Here is a 15,434-nt window from a genome sequence, read left to right on the forward strand (position 1 = left end):
TCANTAGTGAAACGTATTGCGTAGGTGTGACACCCAGAACTAAAATTGGAGCCTTAATGCCCGCCTGACGCAATTCCAGCGCTTCATCTAAGATTGCCACACAAAAGCCGTCAATGCCAACCTCAATTGCAGCTTGAGCCACTTTAACTGCTCCATGGCCGTATGCATTAGCTTTGATTACTGCAAATAGTTTTTGTCCCGGTTTGAGTTGCTGTTGTTCTTCTTTTAAATTGTGCTTAATCGCTGCTAAATTGACATAAACAGCGGCTGGACGATGTATTCCAGGTACCATTTTTATTTCTCCAATACAACTAAAGTAACTATTTCATGATTATCATGAGTAATACTTGACCAAATTTTGCCTTCAAACTTAGTTGAAGTTGTTATCGGATGACCAATTTCATCCCAAAGTGTTTCGACATCTTGTAAGCCAAGGTCTTTTCCTAAACCAGTTCCCATTGCCTTGGAAAATGATTCCTTAATTGAAAAGCGACCACCTAAGTATTCAACCTTACGCTTACCAGACATTTTTTGATACTGGGCAAATTCATTTGGTGTTAGCGCCTTTTTGGCAAAGCCATCACCTTTAGCAACTATTTTTGCTACACGTTCTACTTCTACTGCATCAATACCAACACCATAAATCAATTTGCTCACCTCTTAAGCCAAAATTATAATACAAAAAAGAGTTGCACTTAACCACAACCCTCTTTTTAGCAAAAACGTTAATCTTTTTTGTTTTTAATTACGAAATCATGACCACTACCTGAGCGGTTTGAACGGCCACCGCGGTAACTGCTATGACCACCGTGATTACGATCGCCACCGCGATAATTACCGTGACCGCCACGGCTATTACCACCGCGACCGCCGCCACGACCATAATGTCCACGGCCTCTGCCGCCACCATTGCGGCGACCACCACCGTTACTACCTTTATATGGCAATGGCTTTTCGGAACTAATAGTTACTTCAACATCAGAAGAATCTTTTGAAAGGTTCTTCAAAAATGCGGAAACTAGGTCGATGGCTGAATAGTTTTCAAGTAACTCACTAGCGTCATCAGTGTACTTACTCAAATCTTCCTTCATCAAGTCTTCAATTTTAGTCTTAGCAATCTTTAATTGACCACGAAGCGCTTGATCATCTGAAGGTGGACGAAGTGGAGTCATCTTTTTCTTAGTTAATTGCTCAATTGTGCGCATGTAGCCAAGTTCGTTTGGAGTAACAAAAGTAATTGAACTACCATTTTGACCAGCACGACCTGTACGACCAATACGGTGAACATATGAATCTGGATCTTGAGGGATATCATAGTTGTAAACGTGAGTAACACCTGAGATATCAAGCCCACGTGCTGCAACATCAGTAGCAACTAAAATATCTAATTTTCCTGCACGGAATCGCTTCAAGACACTGATTCGACGTGCTTGTGACAAGTCACCGTGAATGCCGGCAGCATTATAGCCACGTGCTTGCAAACCGCGAGTAACTTCGTCAACTCTTCTCTTAGTTCGAACAAAGATAACCGCCAAATCTGGGCTTTCAACGTCAATTAACCGACACATGATATTGAATTTTTCTGCGTCCTTACAACGAACGTAGTATTGATCAATTAAATCAGCAGTTAATTCTTTTGTCTTAATCCGTACAATCTCTGGATCATGCATGAACTTTTCACTAATGCGCAAAATTGGTTTTGGCATTGTGGCACTGAAAAGCAAGGTTTGACTGCGATTCTTCACGTAACTCAAAATGCTTTCAATATCTTGAATGAAGCCCATGTCTAGCATTTCGTCAGCTTCATCAAGTACAATTGTGTTGACACCTTCCAAGTTGATTGTCTTACGCTTTAAGTGGTCAAGTAAACGACCTGGTGTACCAACCAAAATTGCTGGTACATGGTTCTTAAGTGAGCGAATTTGGCGGCCAATGTCTGCACCACCATAAACTACTTGAACACGTGCTTTTTCATCACGACCCAAGCGGAAAAGCTCCTCCTGGGTTTGAATAGCTAATTCACGTGTTGGTTCGATAATCAACGCTTGAATAGTTTTATTGTGTTTATCTAAATTTTGTAAAATTGGCAAAGCAAATGCTGCAGTTTTACCTGTCCCTGTTTGCGCTTGACCAATTACGTCTTTACCCGCTAAGGCAAGAGGAATTGTCTGTTCCTGGATTGGCGTTGCTTCTTCAAAGCCTGAACGTTTAATTGCTTTTAAAAGCTCGTCATTTAATCCTAATTCTGAAAATTTCACTAAGTTCTCCTTATCTAAGCCGCTTTACTACTTTTTCAAGGTGCATCCCATGTGATCCCTTCAGAACAACAATGTCGTGCGGCTTAATATCATTTCTCAGATCAGCTATCAATCGCTGCATCTGATCTTTTTTATAATAATGTAAATTCTCTGGTCCATATGTGTTCTTTAGAACATCAGCTAAATTTTCCATTTCTGAACCAAATAAATATACTTCGTTAATCACTTGCGGATCAAGGCAATCAGCAAGTCCAGCATGTAAAGCAGCCGATCTTTCGCCTAATTCAAGCATATCACCTAAAACGGCAATTCTGCGACTGCCCTCAGGGACCTGAATTTGACCAAAGCTGGAAATAACTGCGCGAACCGCTGTTGGGTTTGAGTTATAGACATCGCTCATGATGTCTTCGCCCACATCGCCTTTTTCCCATTCCATGCGATCAGCTGTTGGGGTAAAGCTTGCTAATGCGGTAGCAATTTCTTCATCACTTTCACCAAAATGACGACCAACGCATAGCGCCGAAAGAGCATTTGAAACATTATGTTTACCAATCATTGGGATAGTAAATTGGCTGTCAGAGTCGTTGACTGTAAATGTTGCATGATGCTTATAGCTACGATAGCCAGTTGCATAAACGCTATCAGTTTGGTCGAAGCCAAACGTAATTTTAGCTTGCTCAAGCTTTTCAGCACGCTCACGTAAAAGTGGTTCATCCCCATTATAGATGAGCTCGCCATCTTCACGCAAGAAATCGGTAATCTCCATTTTGGCATCAGCGATGCCTTCACGCGAACCTAAATACTCAATATGTGCTTCACCAATCATGGTAATAACAGTTACATCCGGATGGGTTAGTTCACTTAACTGGTGTAATTGACCAGCATGATCCATTCCCATTTCCAGAACTAAAATCTCTGTATTAGGTTTCATGTCCAAAATAGTCATTGGAACACCAATTTCATTGTTGAAGTTGGCGTCAGTCTTGTGGACATTAAAACGCTTAGCTAAAACCGCTGCAGTCATATCTTTAGTAGTAGTTTTACCATTAGAACCAGTAATTGCTACTACTGTAGGATTTACCTTGTTAAGGTAATATTGCGCTAGTTGTTGCATACTCAAAAGTGGATCGTCAACCTCTAAAACAGCAATGTTTTCAGGTTTATTAGGACGGTCTTTTTGCCACAAAGTTGCACTAGCGCCATTACTAATTGCACTATTGATAAAATCATGGCCATCACGTTCGCCTTTTAGCGGCACGAATAGTCCGCCTTCAGAGATTTTTCTTGAGTCGAAGGCAACAGAAGTAATAACAGTTTGGTCGTTACCTTCACAAGTCGAATTAATTGCTTTGGCAATTTCTGCCAGTTGCATTTTCATCTAATACTCTCCTACCTAAAAGAAATTTTGCTCAACCCAACATTATGTCTGCATAATTGTTACAGCATAATAATTACGTCTTACATAAAAAAGCAGCCCCAATGGGACTGCTTCCACCAGATTAAAGATATTACTTGTTGACACCATATTTCTTGTTGAACTTTTCGATTCGTCCATCTGCTTGAGCAAACTTTTGCTTGCCTGTGTAGAATGGGTGAGAATCTGAAGTAATTTCAACTCGAATCAATGGGTAAGTCTTACCTTCGTAATCTACTGTTTCTTTTGACTTTAAGGTTGAACCAGCAACAAATTTTGCACCTGTTGCGGAATCCATAAAGACAACTTCTTGGTAATCTGGGTGAATGCCTTGTTTCATGTTTATTACTCCTTTGCCATGACTCTCTTTCAAGCCATAGATTAATCGATTAACGTTTATTACAATAACATTTTTTTGAGTCAATTTCAAGATATATTACTAAACTAGCTTTTTGTTAATTAAGAACAATATCGCTCGGCTTTACTTCTTTGCCAAAATAAGGCTTCAGTTCTTTATTGTAATCAGTCACAAAAAAGCCTTGGTTTGTTAGTTTAGTGATTTCTTGGTTAGTCCAATCAAGTAGAGATTTATTGCCTTTTTTAACTGCTGGCGCAATGTATTGATTAGGACCAATGTTTTTAATTCCAACTGTATAACTTGGATTTCGTTTAACCCACGCATACAGGTATGAATTGTCATCCGCTAATGCAGCAGCTCGTTTATTCTTAATTGCATTAAACTGTTGTGTTTTTGAATCAAATTTTAACAGGTGAACTCCGCCTTTTTCAGTAAAATAGTTCTCAGCAGTAGTCCCCTTATTTACAATAACCGTTTTGTTTTTCAATTGACGCTCATTAGTAATTGGTGCATTTTTGGGTGAAATCACACCAACCGATACCTTCATATAGGGTCTAGCAAAATCAGCCACTTGTTTACGTTCTGGTGTCACAGTAAAGTTGGCCAACACAATATCAGCTTTGTCAGAATTCAATGTATCAACTCGATTATTAGCGTTAACCTGTGTAAACTTTGCTTTTACACCAAGATCTTTGGCCATTCTGCGGGCTAAACGTAAGTCATAGCCACGCCGGTTACCATGTTCATCTACCCAACCATACGGTGGCAAATCACCAAAAACCGCTACACGCAAAACGCCACGCTTTTTTATTGCGACTACACTGCTGTCGCTTCCCCCGGTACTGTCATTTAATGAGGACCTGAAGCCAAAAAAGGTAACTAATAAGACAACAATTACAACTGACCAAATTGCTATACGCCTTTTAAGTTTATTTTTCTTCATTATAACTCCTTAAAAATCCATACTCTCTAAAAAGTCGCGTGCACGTTCAGTTTTCGGTTGGGCAAAGAAAGCTTTTCCTGGCGTATTTTCTAAAATGCGCCCATCTTCTAGGAATAGGACTTGGTCCGCTATTTGTTCCGCAAAGCCCATTTCATGCGTCACAATAATCATGGTCATATGGTGCTTTTTTGATAACTTAGTCATTATCTGCAAAATGCCGCGCACCATTTCTGGATCAAGTGAAGCAGTTACTTCATCAAGCAACATTACCTCTGGGTGCATGATTAAGGCGCGCACAATAGCGATTCTTTGCTTTTGTCCCCCAGACAATTCTCGAGGATACGAATCCGCATACTTCTCAAGCCCAACGTCTTTTAATAATCCTTCTGCTTCTTGAGCCACCTGATCTTTTGCACGCTTCTGTACCTTAGTAGGAGCTAATAAAATGTTTTCCATGACAGTTAAGTTAGGAAATAAATCATAACTTTGAAAGACCATGCCGATTTTTTGTCGTATCTCTTGCCAATTTTTATCGGTTGGCTTGATTTTTTCACCTTTAAAATAAACCGCACCGCTACTAAAATCTTCCAATCCATTAAGGCATCTGATTAAAGTGCTTTTTCCTGAGCCCGATGGACCAAGTAGAGTTAGAACCTCACCTTGATGCAACGTAAAATTAATATCGTGTAAAATATGACGATCGCCATAAAACTTGTTTAAATTTTCTACTCGTAAAATTTCTTCTGTCATTTTTCTTACCTATTCTCTTTAGCTGCCAACTTTTTAGACCAAAGTGACAATGGATAATCGATGATAAAGTACAAAATAAAAATCAGACCATAAATCCAAAAAACTGCAGTCGGATATTTTTGGTTATTAGCTTCGATGATTTGCTGGCCAATTGCAATTACATCCATAATACTAATCATCATTAAGAGTGAAGTTGTTTTAATTACCCGCGTAGCGAGGTTAATCGTTGCAGGCAATTCCAACTGGACTGCCTGTGGTAATAACACATAGCGGAAAAGCTGCGTTTTACTTAAGCCTAATGCCAAACCAGATTCTTTTTGCGTTACTGGTACTGATTCGATTGCCCCACGGACAATATCACTAAATTCAGCGGCCACCCACAATGCAAAAGCGAGAATCGCCATCCAACTAGCCGGCCAGCTAATGTTGAAACTGCGTGGCAAAATGTAATAAACCAAATAAAGCAGGACAATTGTTGGCACAATTCTAAAGAACTCAAGGTAAAGCCTTAGAATAAAGCGTAATGGCTTACTAGGTAATGTTCTTAGAATTCCCAAAAGTGTCCCCAGAACTAAACCAGCAGCTAGACTATCAACGGAAATCCACACAGATGTCCACAGTCCTTGCATGATTCTGGCAAAATTGTTTCCTACAAAGAGGACATTAATCACCGAATGTTCCATAGCGCACTCTCCTTTCAAGCAAGTTCAAGAGCAAAATAACTGGAATGAGGACGATTGCATAAGCAACAACGAGAACAAACAAGTACTCGTTAGAACGGTAATACATACCAATTAAGTCAAGTGCTGTATTTGTTAACTCAGGGATAGCAATTACAGAAAAGATTGAAGTTTCCTTAATCAAAAATATGACGTTAGCAGCTAGTGCGGGCATACTCAGTGCAAAACCTTGTGGAAAAACCACATAACGTGCTAATTGCAAATTATTCATCCCCAATGCCTTACCATTATCAATTTGGGTCTGGTTGACACCGCTAAAACCACCAGTGAAGCCTTCTGCCATATAAGCACCGCCCAGAAAAATCAGTCCAATAATGCCACAAGTTGTAGCAGACATTTTCAAGCCAATAACAGGAAAAGCATAATACAGGAAAAATAATTGAATTAACAATGGTGTATTTCTTGCCAGTTCAACATAAGCTGTAAATAGCTGACTTAAAATTGGTACTTTAAAATACTGTATCAGGCTGCTTAGCGCACCAACAATTAGCGAGCCTAAGATACCAACAAGCGAAAGCCATAAAGTTAGCTTAAAAGCTTGGGCAAAGATTGGTAAACTGTGACTAATAACTTGCCAGTTCATTTCTATCCCCATTTCTAAATAAAAAAGACCTATTTATCCACATGGACTTCATAGGTCTTGTCTAATTCCAATAACCAAAAACCACGAGCCGCGTCGGCACGTCGATTCTTTAATTAAGCAGTTATTAACTTTAAGAATCCGCATGCCAAAAGATTGTCCACATTGTTTTTAACAAAACAGACTTTTTGACATTGTGTTTTACTTACACCAAGTTTAAACATGGTTTGTACTCCTTTTTTGTAATAACTGTTACTCTTCACATGCTATGCTTATATTTACTTTTTGTCAACAGATTTGCATCATTCATTTTTAATTATTTTTTATCAATCAGTTACTTCAGAGAGCAAAAAAGGCACCCCTAACGGGATGCCTTTTGATTAGCTTAATTTTAAGCTTGTGATTTTTCTTTAATTGCCTGTGCTGATTGCTCCAGCAACTCTTCTTCTTCAGGAGTTAACGCTAACTTAATTTTAGCTTCAATTCCGTTACGTCCAACAATTGTTGGATATGACATATAAGTACCGTATTTTTCTTGGTAACTTGAAACTGGAAGTTCAGTATGTGAATCAGTTAAAATTGCACGTACAATTCTGACTGCAGCTGCGGAAACACCATAATTAGTGTAGTGCTTACCCATAAATACTGTTTGACCACCTGTCCTGATTTCATCTTCAAGGTCATCAAGACTCCAAGAAGCTGATTTTGCTAGCTCGGTGATTGGTTGCTCCAAAACTTTGACGGTTGACCAAGCAGTAAATTGAGAGTTACCATGCTCACCCAATGCAAAACCACTGATTGATCTTGGATCAACGTTGAATTTTTTAGCTACGACTTTCTTCATTCTAGCTGTATCCAAAAGTGTTCCTGTTCCCAAAACATGTTCTTTTGGTAAGCCTGTTAATTGTTGATAAAGGTTGGTAATTGCATCAACTGGATTGGAAATTACCAGCAAGATACCATTAAAACCACTCTTTTTAATCGATTCAGTAATTGGTTGCAATTGCTTCTTATTGTATTCAAGCTCTTGGAAACGGTCGCCCTTAGTTTCAAGCGAAATCTTTCCTAGTGTACTAATAAGAACTTCTGCATCTTTAAGAGCATCATAATCATTAACTACAACATTTGTGTGATATGGCAAATTGGCCATTGCATCTTCAAAATCAACTGCATCGGCATTAACCTTGCCTTCGTTGACGTCAATCATTACCAAATCATCAACTAAGCCCGAAATAATTAATTCATGTGCAATCGTGCAGCCAACGTGGCCATCACCGATAATTCCAATTTTAGTAGACATAATTTTTAACCTTTCCTAGATTATTATTATCGCTTTTTGCGATACATCTTTATAAAGCTAATTATAGTTTTTCTTCAGCCTAAATTAAACTTTTTATCGTCTAAATTAATCAGAAATTTTACTTAACTTGTTCAACTTCTGCCTTGGTTGGAATTGAAGGCTGTGCACCATAACCTTGAACCGTTAACGAAGAAGCCTTGTTAGCAAATGTAATTGCATCACTTAAATTAGAAAAATCTGGTTTTAAGATACTGGTCATCGCACCAATAAAGGTATCACCGGCTGCTGTAGTATCAACTGCTTTTACTTTGAATGCAGGAATCAGACCTTGCTTATCTTGAAAATCGTAAAATGCACCCTTGTCGCCAATTGTAATTATGACGGCGGAGACACCTAATTCATGAAGTTTGTCAGCTGCTTTTTTAGCACTTTTTTCATCGACAACTTCGACTCCTGTAATAGTGGCAGCTTCGGTCTCATTAGGGATAATAATATCCGTCACTTGCAATAATTCAGCCGGAATTTCAGTAATTGCTGGTGCTGGATTTAAGATTGTTTTTGCACTATTCTGACGCGCGATTTTGAATCCTTGAATTGTTGCCTCAATTGGTGTTTCAAACTGCGCAACAACAAAGTCACTTGCAGCAATCAGATTACTATTTTGCTTGATATCCTCTTGGTCAAAAGCGTAGTTAGCCCCAGAATAAATGGTAATTGAGTTTTGACCAGAATCATCTACCGTAATAAAAGCTTGACCTGTTGACTCATTAGCAACTTCCTTAACACCATCAAGGTTAATGTTTTCTTTTTTTAATAAAGCAAGCATTTCCTTACCCGGTGCGTCATCGCCAACGGCACCAACAAAACTAACAGCACAACCAGAACGCGCAGCAGCTACTGCTTGGTTGGCACCTTTTCCACCAGCTGCCGAATAGTGCTCCTTGGCATGGATTGTCTCACCTGGTTTAGCCATCTGCGCAACACGTAAATTAGTATCTAAGTTAATACTTCCTATTACTGTAACTTTGTTCATTTTTTCTCCTTATCAAATCAAAAGAAAATCATCTTTTGTTATTCAAAAAGCTTGTAAGCTGTAATTGCTTTCAATTTAGCAAAAACCATACTTCAAATTCAAGTAGGCAAAGAAGAACTTTACTTAAATTTTGTTATTAGTTCAACGACTTTCTTTTTATTTTCATAATCCTAGCATATAATATTTATTAAATTTATTTTCCGTTCTTGTTATAGGGTAATTATTATGAAAAGACAACTCAATTTCTTCGCTGCCCTTGCCACTGTCATGGGAACCATGATTGGTGGCGGAGCTTTTTTCAAAATAGCTAATATTTCATCATTAACCCACAACGCGTGGTTAAGCATTCTAGTTTGGCCCCTGGCGGGCTTCATTACCCTAATGGCGGGACTCAGTATCGCTGAACTGGCGTCCGTTTTCCCTGAAGACGGTGGACCAGTCAGATACCTCGACGAAATTTACGGTCCCAAAGTTTCATTTCTGTTTGGCTGGTCACTTATTATTATTTATTACCCAGCCAACATCGCCGCACTTTCAATTGTTTTTGCAACCCAGTTAAAAGAAATTCCTCAGTTTAAAAACTTTTCAACTACAATCATCGCATTAATTGTTATGCTGGTTGTTTTGTTAATTAACTGGCTTGGCTCTAGACTAAGTGGTCAAGTTCAAAAAATTACGTTGGTCATCAAGTTATTACCAATTGCAGCAATTATCATTTTTGCTCTCTTTTACCAGGGACCAAATCAATTGGCTGGAGCACCAGCTCCACATTTAACATCAGGTGCTGGTGCAGCAACCTTTGGTCAGGCGCTATTGGCAGTTTTATTTGCCTATGACGGTTGGCTTAGCATTGGTAACTTAGCCAGTGAAATTAAGAATCCGGCTAAGACTTTAGCCAAAGCAATTATCTGGGGACTATTCGGCGTAACTATCTTTTACACCTTACTCAATTGGAGCTATGTAAAAATCATTCCCTGGTCTAAAGTTGTTGGCAATCAAACGACTGCACTATTGACCGCACAAAAGCTTTTCGGACACTTCGGCAGTATTATCATTGCAATCGGTATTTTGGTTTCTGTTTTCGGTGCCATCAACGGTCACACGCTTTTAGGTTCTAGAATGCCCTACGTTTTGGGTAAAGAACATCAACTACCTGCTGCTAACTTCTTTGGTTCACTAAATAGTAAAACGATGGTGCCAACAAATAGTATGCTCTTTGAATGTGCTATTGCGACCGTGATGATTTTCTCGGGAACATTCGATTCACTGACCAATATGCTTGTTTACGTTTCTTGGATCTTCTCAATCCTGTTATTTGTTGGTGTATTGATTTTAAGAAAAAGGCAGCCGGAACTGGAGCGTCCTTATAAGATTCCCTGGTACCCACTGCCACCACTGCTAGCAATTTGCGGCGCTCTCTTTATAGTGATTACTACCACGCTAACGCAGCCCGTCTTGTCGGCAATTGGTATTCTACTCACTTTGAGCGGCTGGCCTGTTTATCTCTATGTTCACCGCCAAAAAGCAAATTAAAAAGGTTTTGTCTTATATGACAAAGCCTTTTATTTTTGCAGATTAAAGTTCTTGATTGACTGAACGAAGCTTTTGAGTGCCTTCGATTTATTGGTCTTTAAATAAATTAACTGCATTGAGTATTTATGACCCTAACATGCCAGGTACTTAGGCAGGATTTGTCTTCTATTCTGGCAAACATGTTGCAAATATTATTTATGATTAACTCAAAGATTAATCTATTTAAAAACAAAATATGTAAATCTAAACGACAACCAAGAGGCTGTCTTTTTCTCGTGATAGCTTGATTAAGTTACTTTTGCCCCACTTAGTATCAATTCTTAAAACTAGCATTGACTTTAAACTTAGGTTCAATGTTAATCTCTTAATCGGGAGGTAGATAAAGCTAATGAGCACAATAAAGGAAATCGCAAAAAGACTAAACATACCCGCTTCAACTATTAGATATTATGAAAAACAAGGTCTATTAGATATTCAGCGAAAAAATAATAACTATCGCGAATATAGTCTGGAAGACGAGCAAAAACTGAAACTAATTTTAGTAATGAAATATTCCGGCTTTTCTATTAAAGAAATTAAAGCATTGCTGACATTAAATAATAATCCTACTATGGAGGATCAATGTATCAGAGAAACAAACAACTTAATTTCAAAGAAAAAGAATGAAATACTGGAAAAAATTAATAATTATCAAAAAATCGTAGCGTTGTTAGACATGTTGCAGCCGCTAGCAATTGCTAAAACCACAACTCAAAACAAGCTTGCACTGGAACACCAAATTGATTTGATTTTTAAAAAGATAAGTAAGGAAAAATAGAATGAACATAACAGTCTTAATTGGCCATCCATATCCAAAAAGTTATAACTATGCAATCCTAGAAAGTGTAAAAGAAAAGACAAATGCAACCGTAATTAATTTGATTGAAGATAACTTCAACCCTGCCATGCTTTCCAACGACTTAGCCGGATTTTCAAGAGGAAACTTTGCTGATCCACTTGTAGGAAAATATCAGAACATTTTATCGCAAACTGATAAGTTAATTATAATAACCCCAATATGGTGGTATGGACTTCCAGCAATATATAAAGGCTTCCTTGATAAAGTAATGTTAAAAGGTTTCTCTCATTGTGAAGAAAGTGGTCGATTAGTTGGGACGTTAAATAATATCAAAGAAACAATTTTAGTAACAACTGCTGAATCACCTAAATGGTATATAAAGTACTTTGCTGGTAATCCAATCAGAACTTTACGAAAACGCGTATTTAAAGACATGGGCTTGAAGAATGTAAAATGGGTTCACTTGGGTAACATTACAAAAACAAGTGATAAAAACAGAAACAAGTTTCTTGACTATGTTCAAAGAATCTCTTAGCTATCATTATTAAACCAACTTAACACTATAATTATAACAACACAAAATTTCTGTCGTATTTTTGATATCTCTCATAGCATTGAAAACTAGAACTTTAAACCTAACAAGAGGTATAACGATAGGAACATATAGCCAATTCCAGAAATCATAACTTCTTAGAACAAATCAAATCTACCCCAAATGCGTCACAAACCTACTTTGACACGTTTGTTATGTATATGTTATAGAAAAGCTCTTTTTCAAAAGCACTAATCGTTTCAGGTTTTTTGAAAGAAGAGAAATTAATATACGTACGATCATCCTTTTCTACTTTTAGAAAGGGCAGTGTTATATATACTTTAAACGTTGTTTCTTTTCCAGAACTAAATTGATTGTAAATATCATGGTACTCATCTTCAATATATTCCTTTGATATAATTAAAGAAGGATATATTTGCTTACCATTTCCCTGATTTATAGGACTTTTAAAAGAAAGCCTAAGAACTTTGTCCTTCTTAGTCTTTGACAAAAAAGCATCACTATAATAGATACATACGCCTTTTTTTGTTTGTAAATCTCGAAATTGAACATTACTTGTTAAAGGTCTAAACATACTCTTAATCTTAATTGGCTCCTTGTAGTTTTCAATCGAAATCAAAAAGTCCTGATCATGATTATACAGCTCTACATGTGCTTTCAAGGTATTCAAATGTTTCTTTGCAGTTTTTGATTTAATAGTATTGGATTTATTAAGTGAATTTGCCTTCTTTTGCTTTCTATTTGTAGCATCCACATCAGATTCATTTTTTACATCCCGAGAACTTTTTGATTTCTCAGGGGGTTGAAATCCATGAGCTGGAGAAAGAGAAGAAAAAATTTCATCACTTGATTCGAAATTAAAACGCTTATCAGCTATGTAATTAGATGGATTAACTGCATCACTGTTACTTAGATTATACGGACAGTCAGATATATGTTCATTTATAATGCGTGAGTGGTTGATAAAAGTTGGACTATTTTTACTATTCAGTGCAATTGAGCGACAAGTGACAGCAGCTGAGCACTTATCTGTTGGACACACGAAATTTTGGTTGCTTAGAATATATTTTTCAGCGTATAATCTTTGTGCCAAGCTTGGGGAGATAGCTAATGACATTTTCCCTAACTTTAAATAGTCAAGTGCTTTTTGATCTGTCGGTATCGCCTTAGTAAGTCTGTTTTCTAGTTCCATTTATCCAACATGCTCCATTATTACTTTACTACCCATATAGTATTTTTGTTTACTTTAGTTCATTATATAGCATATTAACATTTTCTTCACTATTCCATTAACATTTTATCATCATGTGGAATTCACCAAAATACTTCAGCCTGTTTACTTGAAAAGTTCCCCCAAATTGAAGGAGAGTATACTGGCATATAGACCGATAATCTATAACTTTATGTATCGTTCAAAATCTAAAAATACTTCAAGTTGGAAAGTACTACACTAAAAAGCCTATAAATACTGTTTGTATTTATAGGTTATAGTCACTAAACTAACTAGTGATAATTTATTTGTGCTTATTCTGACTTTGAAATCACATTATCCAGACTACTCTTATCGTTCAAGTCAGCTTGTAAATACTCCTGACTATTTACTGGTAATGTAATTCAAAATTTTCTATTGGTTGAATGCTTACAGTGACATCCTTCATCGTTGCAGCTAAAACATGTCCACCAAATGATAGGTCATCAGCTAAAAAGTGATTATGAAAGCCTGAAACTCCCACACCTTGAAAAACTTTAGGTGTGTAGAAAGTAATCATTGTCCCTGCAATATTTTCCGCCTCAAATTCAACCTGATTTTGTGCAATCGTTCCTAAAGATGGATAGGGTTTTTGCGACTTTTTAGATGATCTGGTTCTAATTTTTTGGAAAACTCCTTTAGTCAAAAAAGCAAAAAACTGATAGCCATTAGTTACAATACCTTTTTTAACTTCGATGTTTTTGTTAATTACACGTTCACGCAAATAATAAGCTACTAATTCTTTAAAGCCTTTAGCATTCAGATTATCCAAGCTCATCATTTCTGCTGTATTATCTAACTTCTTGTATTCGACAATTACGCCTACATTACTATCAGTTGATTTACCATTATAGATAGCCAAATCAATCTTTCCTCTAGTGTTAATTTGCTTATCAGGGATAATTTCTTCTAGGAAGTCTTTAAAAACACCCTTTTGAAATTCTTCTGATTCATGCTCATTTGCTTTAATCTTGTTGAAGTATCTTTCTAAGGCATTTTTAAAAGCCTCTTTTTGATCATCTTTGGGCATAATCGCTTCAACATTACGATTAATGCTTTGCTTTAAGTTTTGTATAGTTTCCATAATTTATATCACAGTGATAATCTTACTAATTAAAATCAGCAATTAACTGTAAAGTCTTTAGATGATCTAAAGAAAAAGCTGATGCTCTCTTACTTAGTCCTTTTATTTTTACATTTTCGCCTTCTTGAGGAAATTTGTTTTTTGTAATCTTTATAATTCTATATTCCCTTTGATATTTAAAATAATCCTTTTTAAGATAGCAATATGCTTTGTTACCATTTTTCAATTTTGAAAATTGAGACAAGTTATATGGATCATAATATTGAACAATATCTGCTTCATATCCAGATTCCTTTATAGATGAGAAGAAATCGGGGTTAGAAAAAATAATTAAATTACATTTGTTACCAGTGAGCTTTTCTTTATCTTCAATAAGCCGTTTTATATCATCCAAAGTATCTTTTCTTAATTTGAAATATTTTCGATTATTAAAAGATCTATCTAATTTGAAATCTCTGAAAGTTAAGAGTCCAAAACTTGCTACTCCTATTCTTTTTTCCATTGCATCTTTCAATCTATATTCCATTTGGGGATCTTGCATAAAGTCTTTATCAGTTAAAGTAATCTCTTTATCACTTTCTGGACTCCTTATGGTTATTTTACTTTTCCCCTTTTTAAAAAGTCCAACTATTTTCCCCTCATCTTCATCACCGATACCTTGACTTTCTATATTCTTATAACCTTCTAGGCTCCCAAAATGAACAGAATCTTCTAAGGTACTCTTTACATACTTATTTTCAGTTACTCTAATTGGTAATGCTAAAGTTCTAATATCGACCATTCTGTATATCTACCCAACTT

16 protein-coding genes and 1 pseudogene are annotated in these 15,434 nt (G+C 36.8%); 3 read left to right on the forward strand and 14 right to left on the reverse strand.

What is annotated here, in order from left to right:
* Nucleotides 1–4: 4 nt before the first annotated feature.
* The 11 genes and pseudogenes from CRG87_RS04775 to rbsK all read right to left on the reverse strand — a co-directional run.
* Nucleotides 5–292, reverse strand: a pseudogene (locus tag CRG87_RS04775) (alanine racemase); the annotation flags it as partial.
* 2 nt (nt 293–294) lie between these two features.
* Nucleotides 295–648 carry a holo-ACP synthase gene (acpS, locus tag CRG87_RS04780; protein WP_074425773.1) on the reverse strand — a complete coding sequence of 118 codons (354 nt, stop codon included), beginning with the start codon at nt 646–648 and terminating at the stop codon, nt 295–297.
* A gap of 77 nt (nt 649–725) precedes the next feature.
* Nucleotides 726–2,258: a DEAD/DEAH box helicase gene (locus tag CRG87_RS04785; RefSeq protein ID WP_074425774.1), complete on the reverse strand. Its 1,533-nt coding sequence runs from the start codon at nt 2,256–2,258 to the stop codon at nt 726–728.
* 10 nt (nt 2,259–2,268) lie between these two features.
* A complete protein-coding gene (locus CRG87_RS04790) occupies nt 2,269–3,636 on the reverse strand; it encodes a UDP-N-acetylmuramoyl-tripeptide--D-alanyl-D-alanine ligase (protein WP_074425775.1) in 1,368 nt (455 codons plus the stop codon).
* Nucleotides 3,637–3,766: 130 nt separating this feature from the next.
* Complete coding sequence (locus tag CRG87_RS04795; RefSeq protein WP_046307648.1) at nt 3,767–4,012, reverse strand: type B 50S ribosomal protein L31; 246 nt, start codon at nt 4,010–4,012, stop codon at nt 3,767–3,769.
* Between the two features lie 115 nt (nt 4,013–4,127).
* Entirely contained in the window at nt 4,128–4,973 is an 846-nt protein-coding gene (locus tag CRG87_RS04800) for a transporter substrate-binding domain-containing protein (protein ID WP_074425776.1), read from the reverse strand.
* Between the two features lie 9 nt (nt 4,974–4,982).
* On the reverse strand, nt 4,983–5,723 hold the full coding sequence (locus CRG87_RS04805; protein WP_074425777.1) for an amino acid ABC transporter ATP-binding protein: 741 nt from the start codon (nt 5,721–5,723) through the stop codon (nt 4,983–4,985).
* A gap of 5 nt (nt 5,724–5,728) precedes the next feature.
* Complete coding sequence (locus CRG87_RS04810) at nt 5,729–6,406, reverse strand: amino acid ABC transporter permease (protein ID WP_074425778.1); 678 nt, start codon at nt 6,404–6,406, stop codon at nt 5,729–5,731.
* Nucleotides 6,387–7,046: an amino acid ABC transporter permease gene (locus tag CRG87_RS04815; RefSeq protein ID WP_074425779.1), complete on the reverse strand. Its 660-nt coding sequence runs from the start codon at nt 7,044–7,046 to the stop codon at nt 6,387–6,389. The genes CRG87_RS04810 and CRG87_RS04815 overlap by 20 nt, the downstream gene beginning before the upstream one ends.
* Nucleotides 7,047–7,434: 388 nt before the next feature.
* Nucleotides 7,435–8,343, reverse strand: coding sequence for an L-lactate dehydrogenase (locus tag CRG87_RS04820; RefSeq protein ID WP_074425780.1), 909 nt, complete (start codon nt 8,341–8,343; stop codon nt 7,435–7,437).
* Between the two features lie 118 nt (nt 8,344–8,461).
* Entirely contained in the window at nt 8,462–9,376 is a 915-nt protein-coding gene (gene rbsK / locus CRG87_RS04825) for a ribokinase (protein WP_074425781.1), read from the reverse strand.
* A 225-nt stretch (nt 9,377–9,601) separates the two neighbouring features.
* On the opposite strand from rbsK, the gene CRG87_RS04830 reads away from it, so the two are divergent.
* The 3 genes from CRG87_RS04830 (at nt 9,602) to CRG87_RS04840 (ending at nt 12,282) form a co-directional block, all read left to right on the forward strand.
* Entirely contained in the window at nt 9,602–10,909 is a 1,308-nt protein-coding gene (locus CRG87_RS04830) for an APC family permease (protein ID WP_074425782.1), read from the forward strand.
* 388 nt (nt 10,910–11,297) lie between these two features.
* Nucleotides 11,298–11,726 (forward strand): MerR family transcriptional regulator, encoded by a 429-nt coding sequence (locus tag CRG87_RS04835; RefSeq protein ID WP_074425783.1) that lies wholly within the window; start codon nt 11,298–11,300, stop codon nt 11,724–11,726.
* Nucleotide 11,727: 1 nt separating this feature from the next.
* Nucleotides 11,728–12,282, forward strand: coding sequence for an NAD(P)H-dependent oxidoreductase (locus CRG87_RS04840; protein WP_074425784.1), 555 nt, complete (start codon nt 11,728–11,730; stop codon nt 12,280–12,282).
* Nucleotides 12,283–12,475: 193 nt separating this feature from the next.
* Here CRG87_RS04840 and CRG87_RS04845 read toward each other — a convergent pair whose 3' ends face one another.
* From CRG87_RS04845 to CRG87_RS04855, 3 genes are all read right to left on the reverse strand, one after another.
* A complete protein-coding gene (locus CRG87_RS04845) occupies nt 12,476–13,492 on the reverse strand; it encodes a hypothetical protein (RefSeq protein ID WP_074425785.1) in 1,017 nt (338 codons plus the stop codon).
* A 406-nt stretch (nt 13,493–13,898) separates the two neighbouring features.
* Nucleotides 13,899–14,633, reverse strand: coding sequence for a DUF7149 domain-containing protein (locus CRG87_RS04850; RefSeq protein WP_074425786.1), 735 nt, complete (start codon nt 14,631–14,633; stop codon nt 13,899–13,901).
* A gap of 25 nt (nt 14,634–14,658) precedes the next feature.
* The gene (locus tag CRG87_RS04855; RefSeq protein WP_074425787.1) at nt 14,659–15,414 is read right to left on the reverse strand and encodes a hypothetical protein; all 756 of its coding nucleotides are present in this window, start codon (nt 15,412–15,414) and stop codon (nt 14,659–14,661) included.
* Nucleotides 15,415–15,434: the final 20 nt, after the last annotated feature.

The organism is Lactobacillus apis (genome assembly GCF_002837055.1).
Classification (GTDB): Bacteria; Bacillota; Bacilli; order Lactobacillales; family Lactobacillaceae; genus Lactobacillus; species Lactobacillus apis.

What these genes read in the sequence shown, in the direction of transcription:
- CRG87_RS04815 (WP_074425779.1), bottom strand. Translation starts at nt 7,046, where the DNA reads ATGAACTGGCAAGTTATTAGTCACAGTTTACCAATCTTTGCCCAAGCT.
- CRG87_RS04810 (WP_074425778.1), bottom strand. Translation starts at nt 6,406, where the DNA reads ATGGAACATTCGGTGATTAATGTCCTCTTTGTAGGAAACAATTTTGCC.
- CRG87_RS04840 (WP_074425784.1), top strand. Translation starts at nt 11,728, where the DNA reads ATGAACATAACAGTCTTAATTGGCCATCCATATCCAAAAAGTTATAAC.
- CRG87_RS04805 (WP_074425777.1), bottom strand. Translation starts at nt 5,723, where the DNA reads ATGACAGAAGAAATTTTACGAGTAGAAAATTTAAACAAGTTTTATGGC.
- CRG87_RS04835 (WP_074425783.1), top strand. Translation starts at nt 11,298, where the DNA reads ATGAGCACAATAAAGGAAATCGCAAAAAGACTAAACATACCCGCTTCA.
- rbsK (WP_074425781.1), bottom strand. Translation starts at nt 9,376, where the DNA reads ATGAACAAAGTTACAGTAATAGGAAGTATTAACTTAGATACTAATTTA.
- CRG87_RS04850 (WP_074425786.1), bottom strand. Translation starts at nt 14,633, where the DNA reads ATGGAAACTATACAAAACTTAAAGCAAAGCATTAATCGTAATGTTGAA.
- CRG87_RS04790 (WP_074425775.1), bottom strand. Translation starts at nt 3,636, where the DNA reads ATGAAAATGCAACTGGCAGAAATTGCCAAAGCAATTAATTCGACTTGT.
- CRG87_RS04845 (WP_074425785.1), bottom strand. Translation starts at nt 13,492, where the DNA reads ATGGAACTAGAAAACAGACTTACTAAGGCGATACCGACAGATCAAAAA.
- CRG87_RS04855 (WP_074425787.1), bottom strand. Translation starts at nt 15,414, where the DNA reads ATGGTCGATATTAGAACTTTAGCATTACCAATTAGAGTAACTGAAAAT.
- CRG87_RS04820 (WP_074425780.1), bottom strand. Translation starts at nt 8,343, where the DNA reads ATGTCTACTAAAATTGGAATTATCGGTGATGGCCACGTTGGCTGCACG.
- CRG87_RS04800 (WP_074425776.1), bottom strand. Translation starts at nt 4,973, where the DNA reads ATGAAGAAAAATAAACTTAAAAGGCGTATAGCAATTTGGTCAGTTGTA.
- CRG87_RS04795 (WP_046307648.1), bottom strand. Translation starts at nt 4,012, where the DNA reads ATGAAACAAGGCATTCACCCAGATTACCAAGAAGTTGTCTTTATGGAT.
- CRG87_RS04830 (WP_074425782.1), top strand. Translation starts at nt 9,602, where the DNA reads ATGAAAAGACAACTCAATTTCTTCGCTGCCCTTGCCACTGTCATGGGA.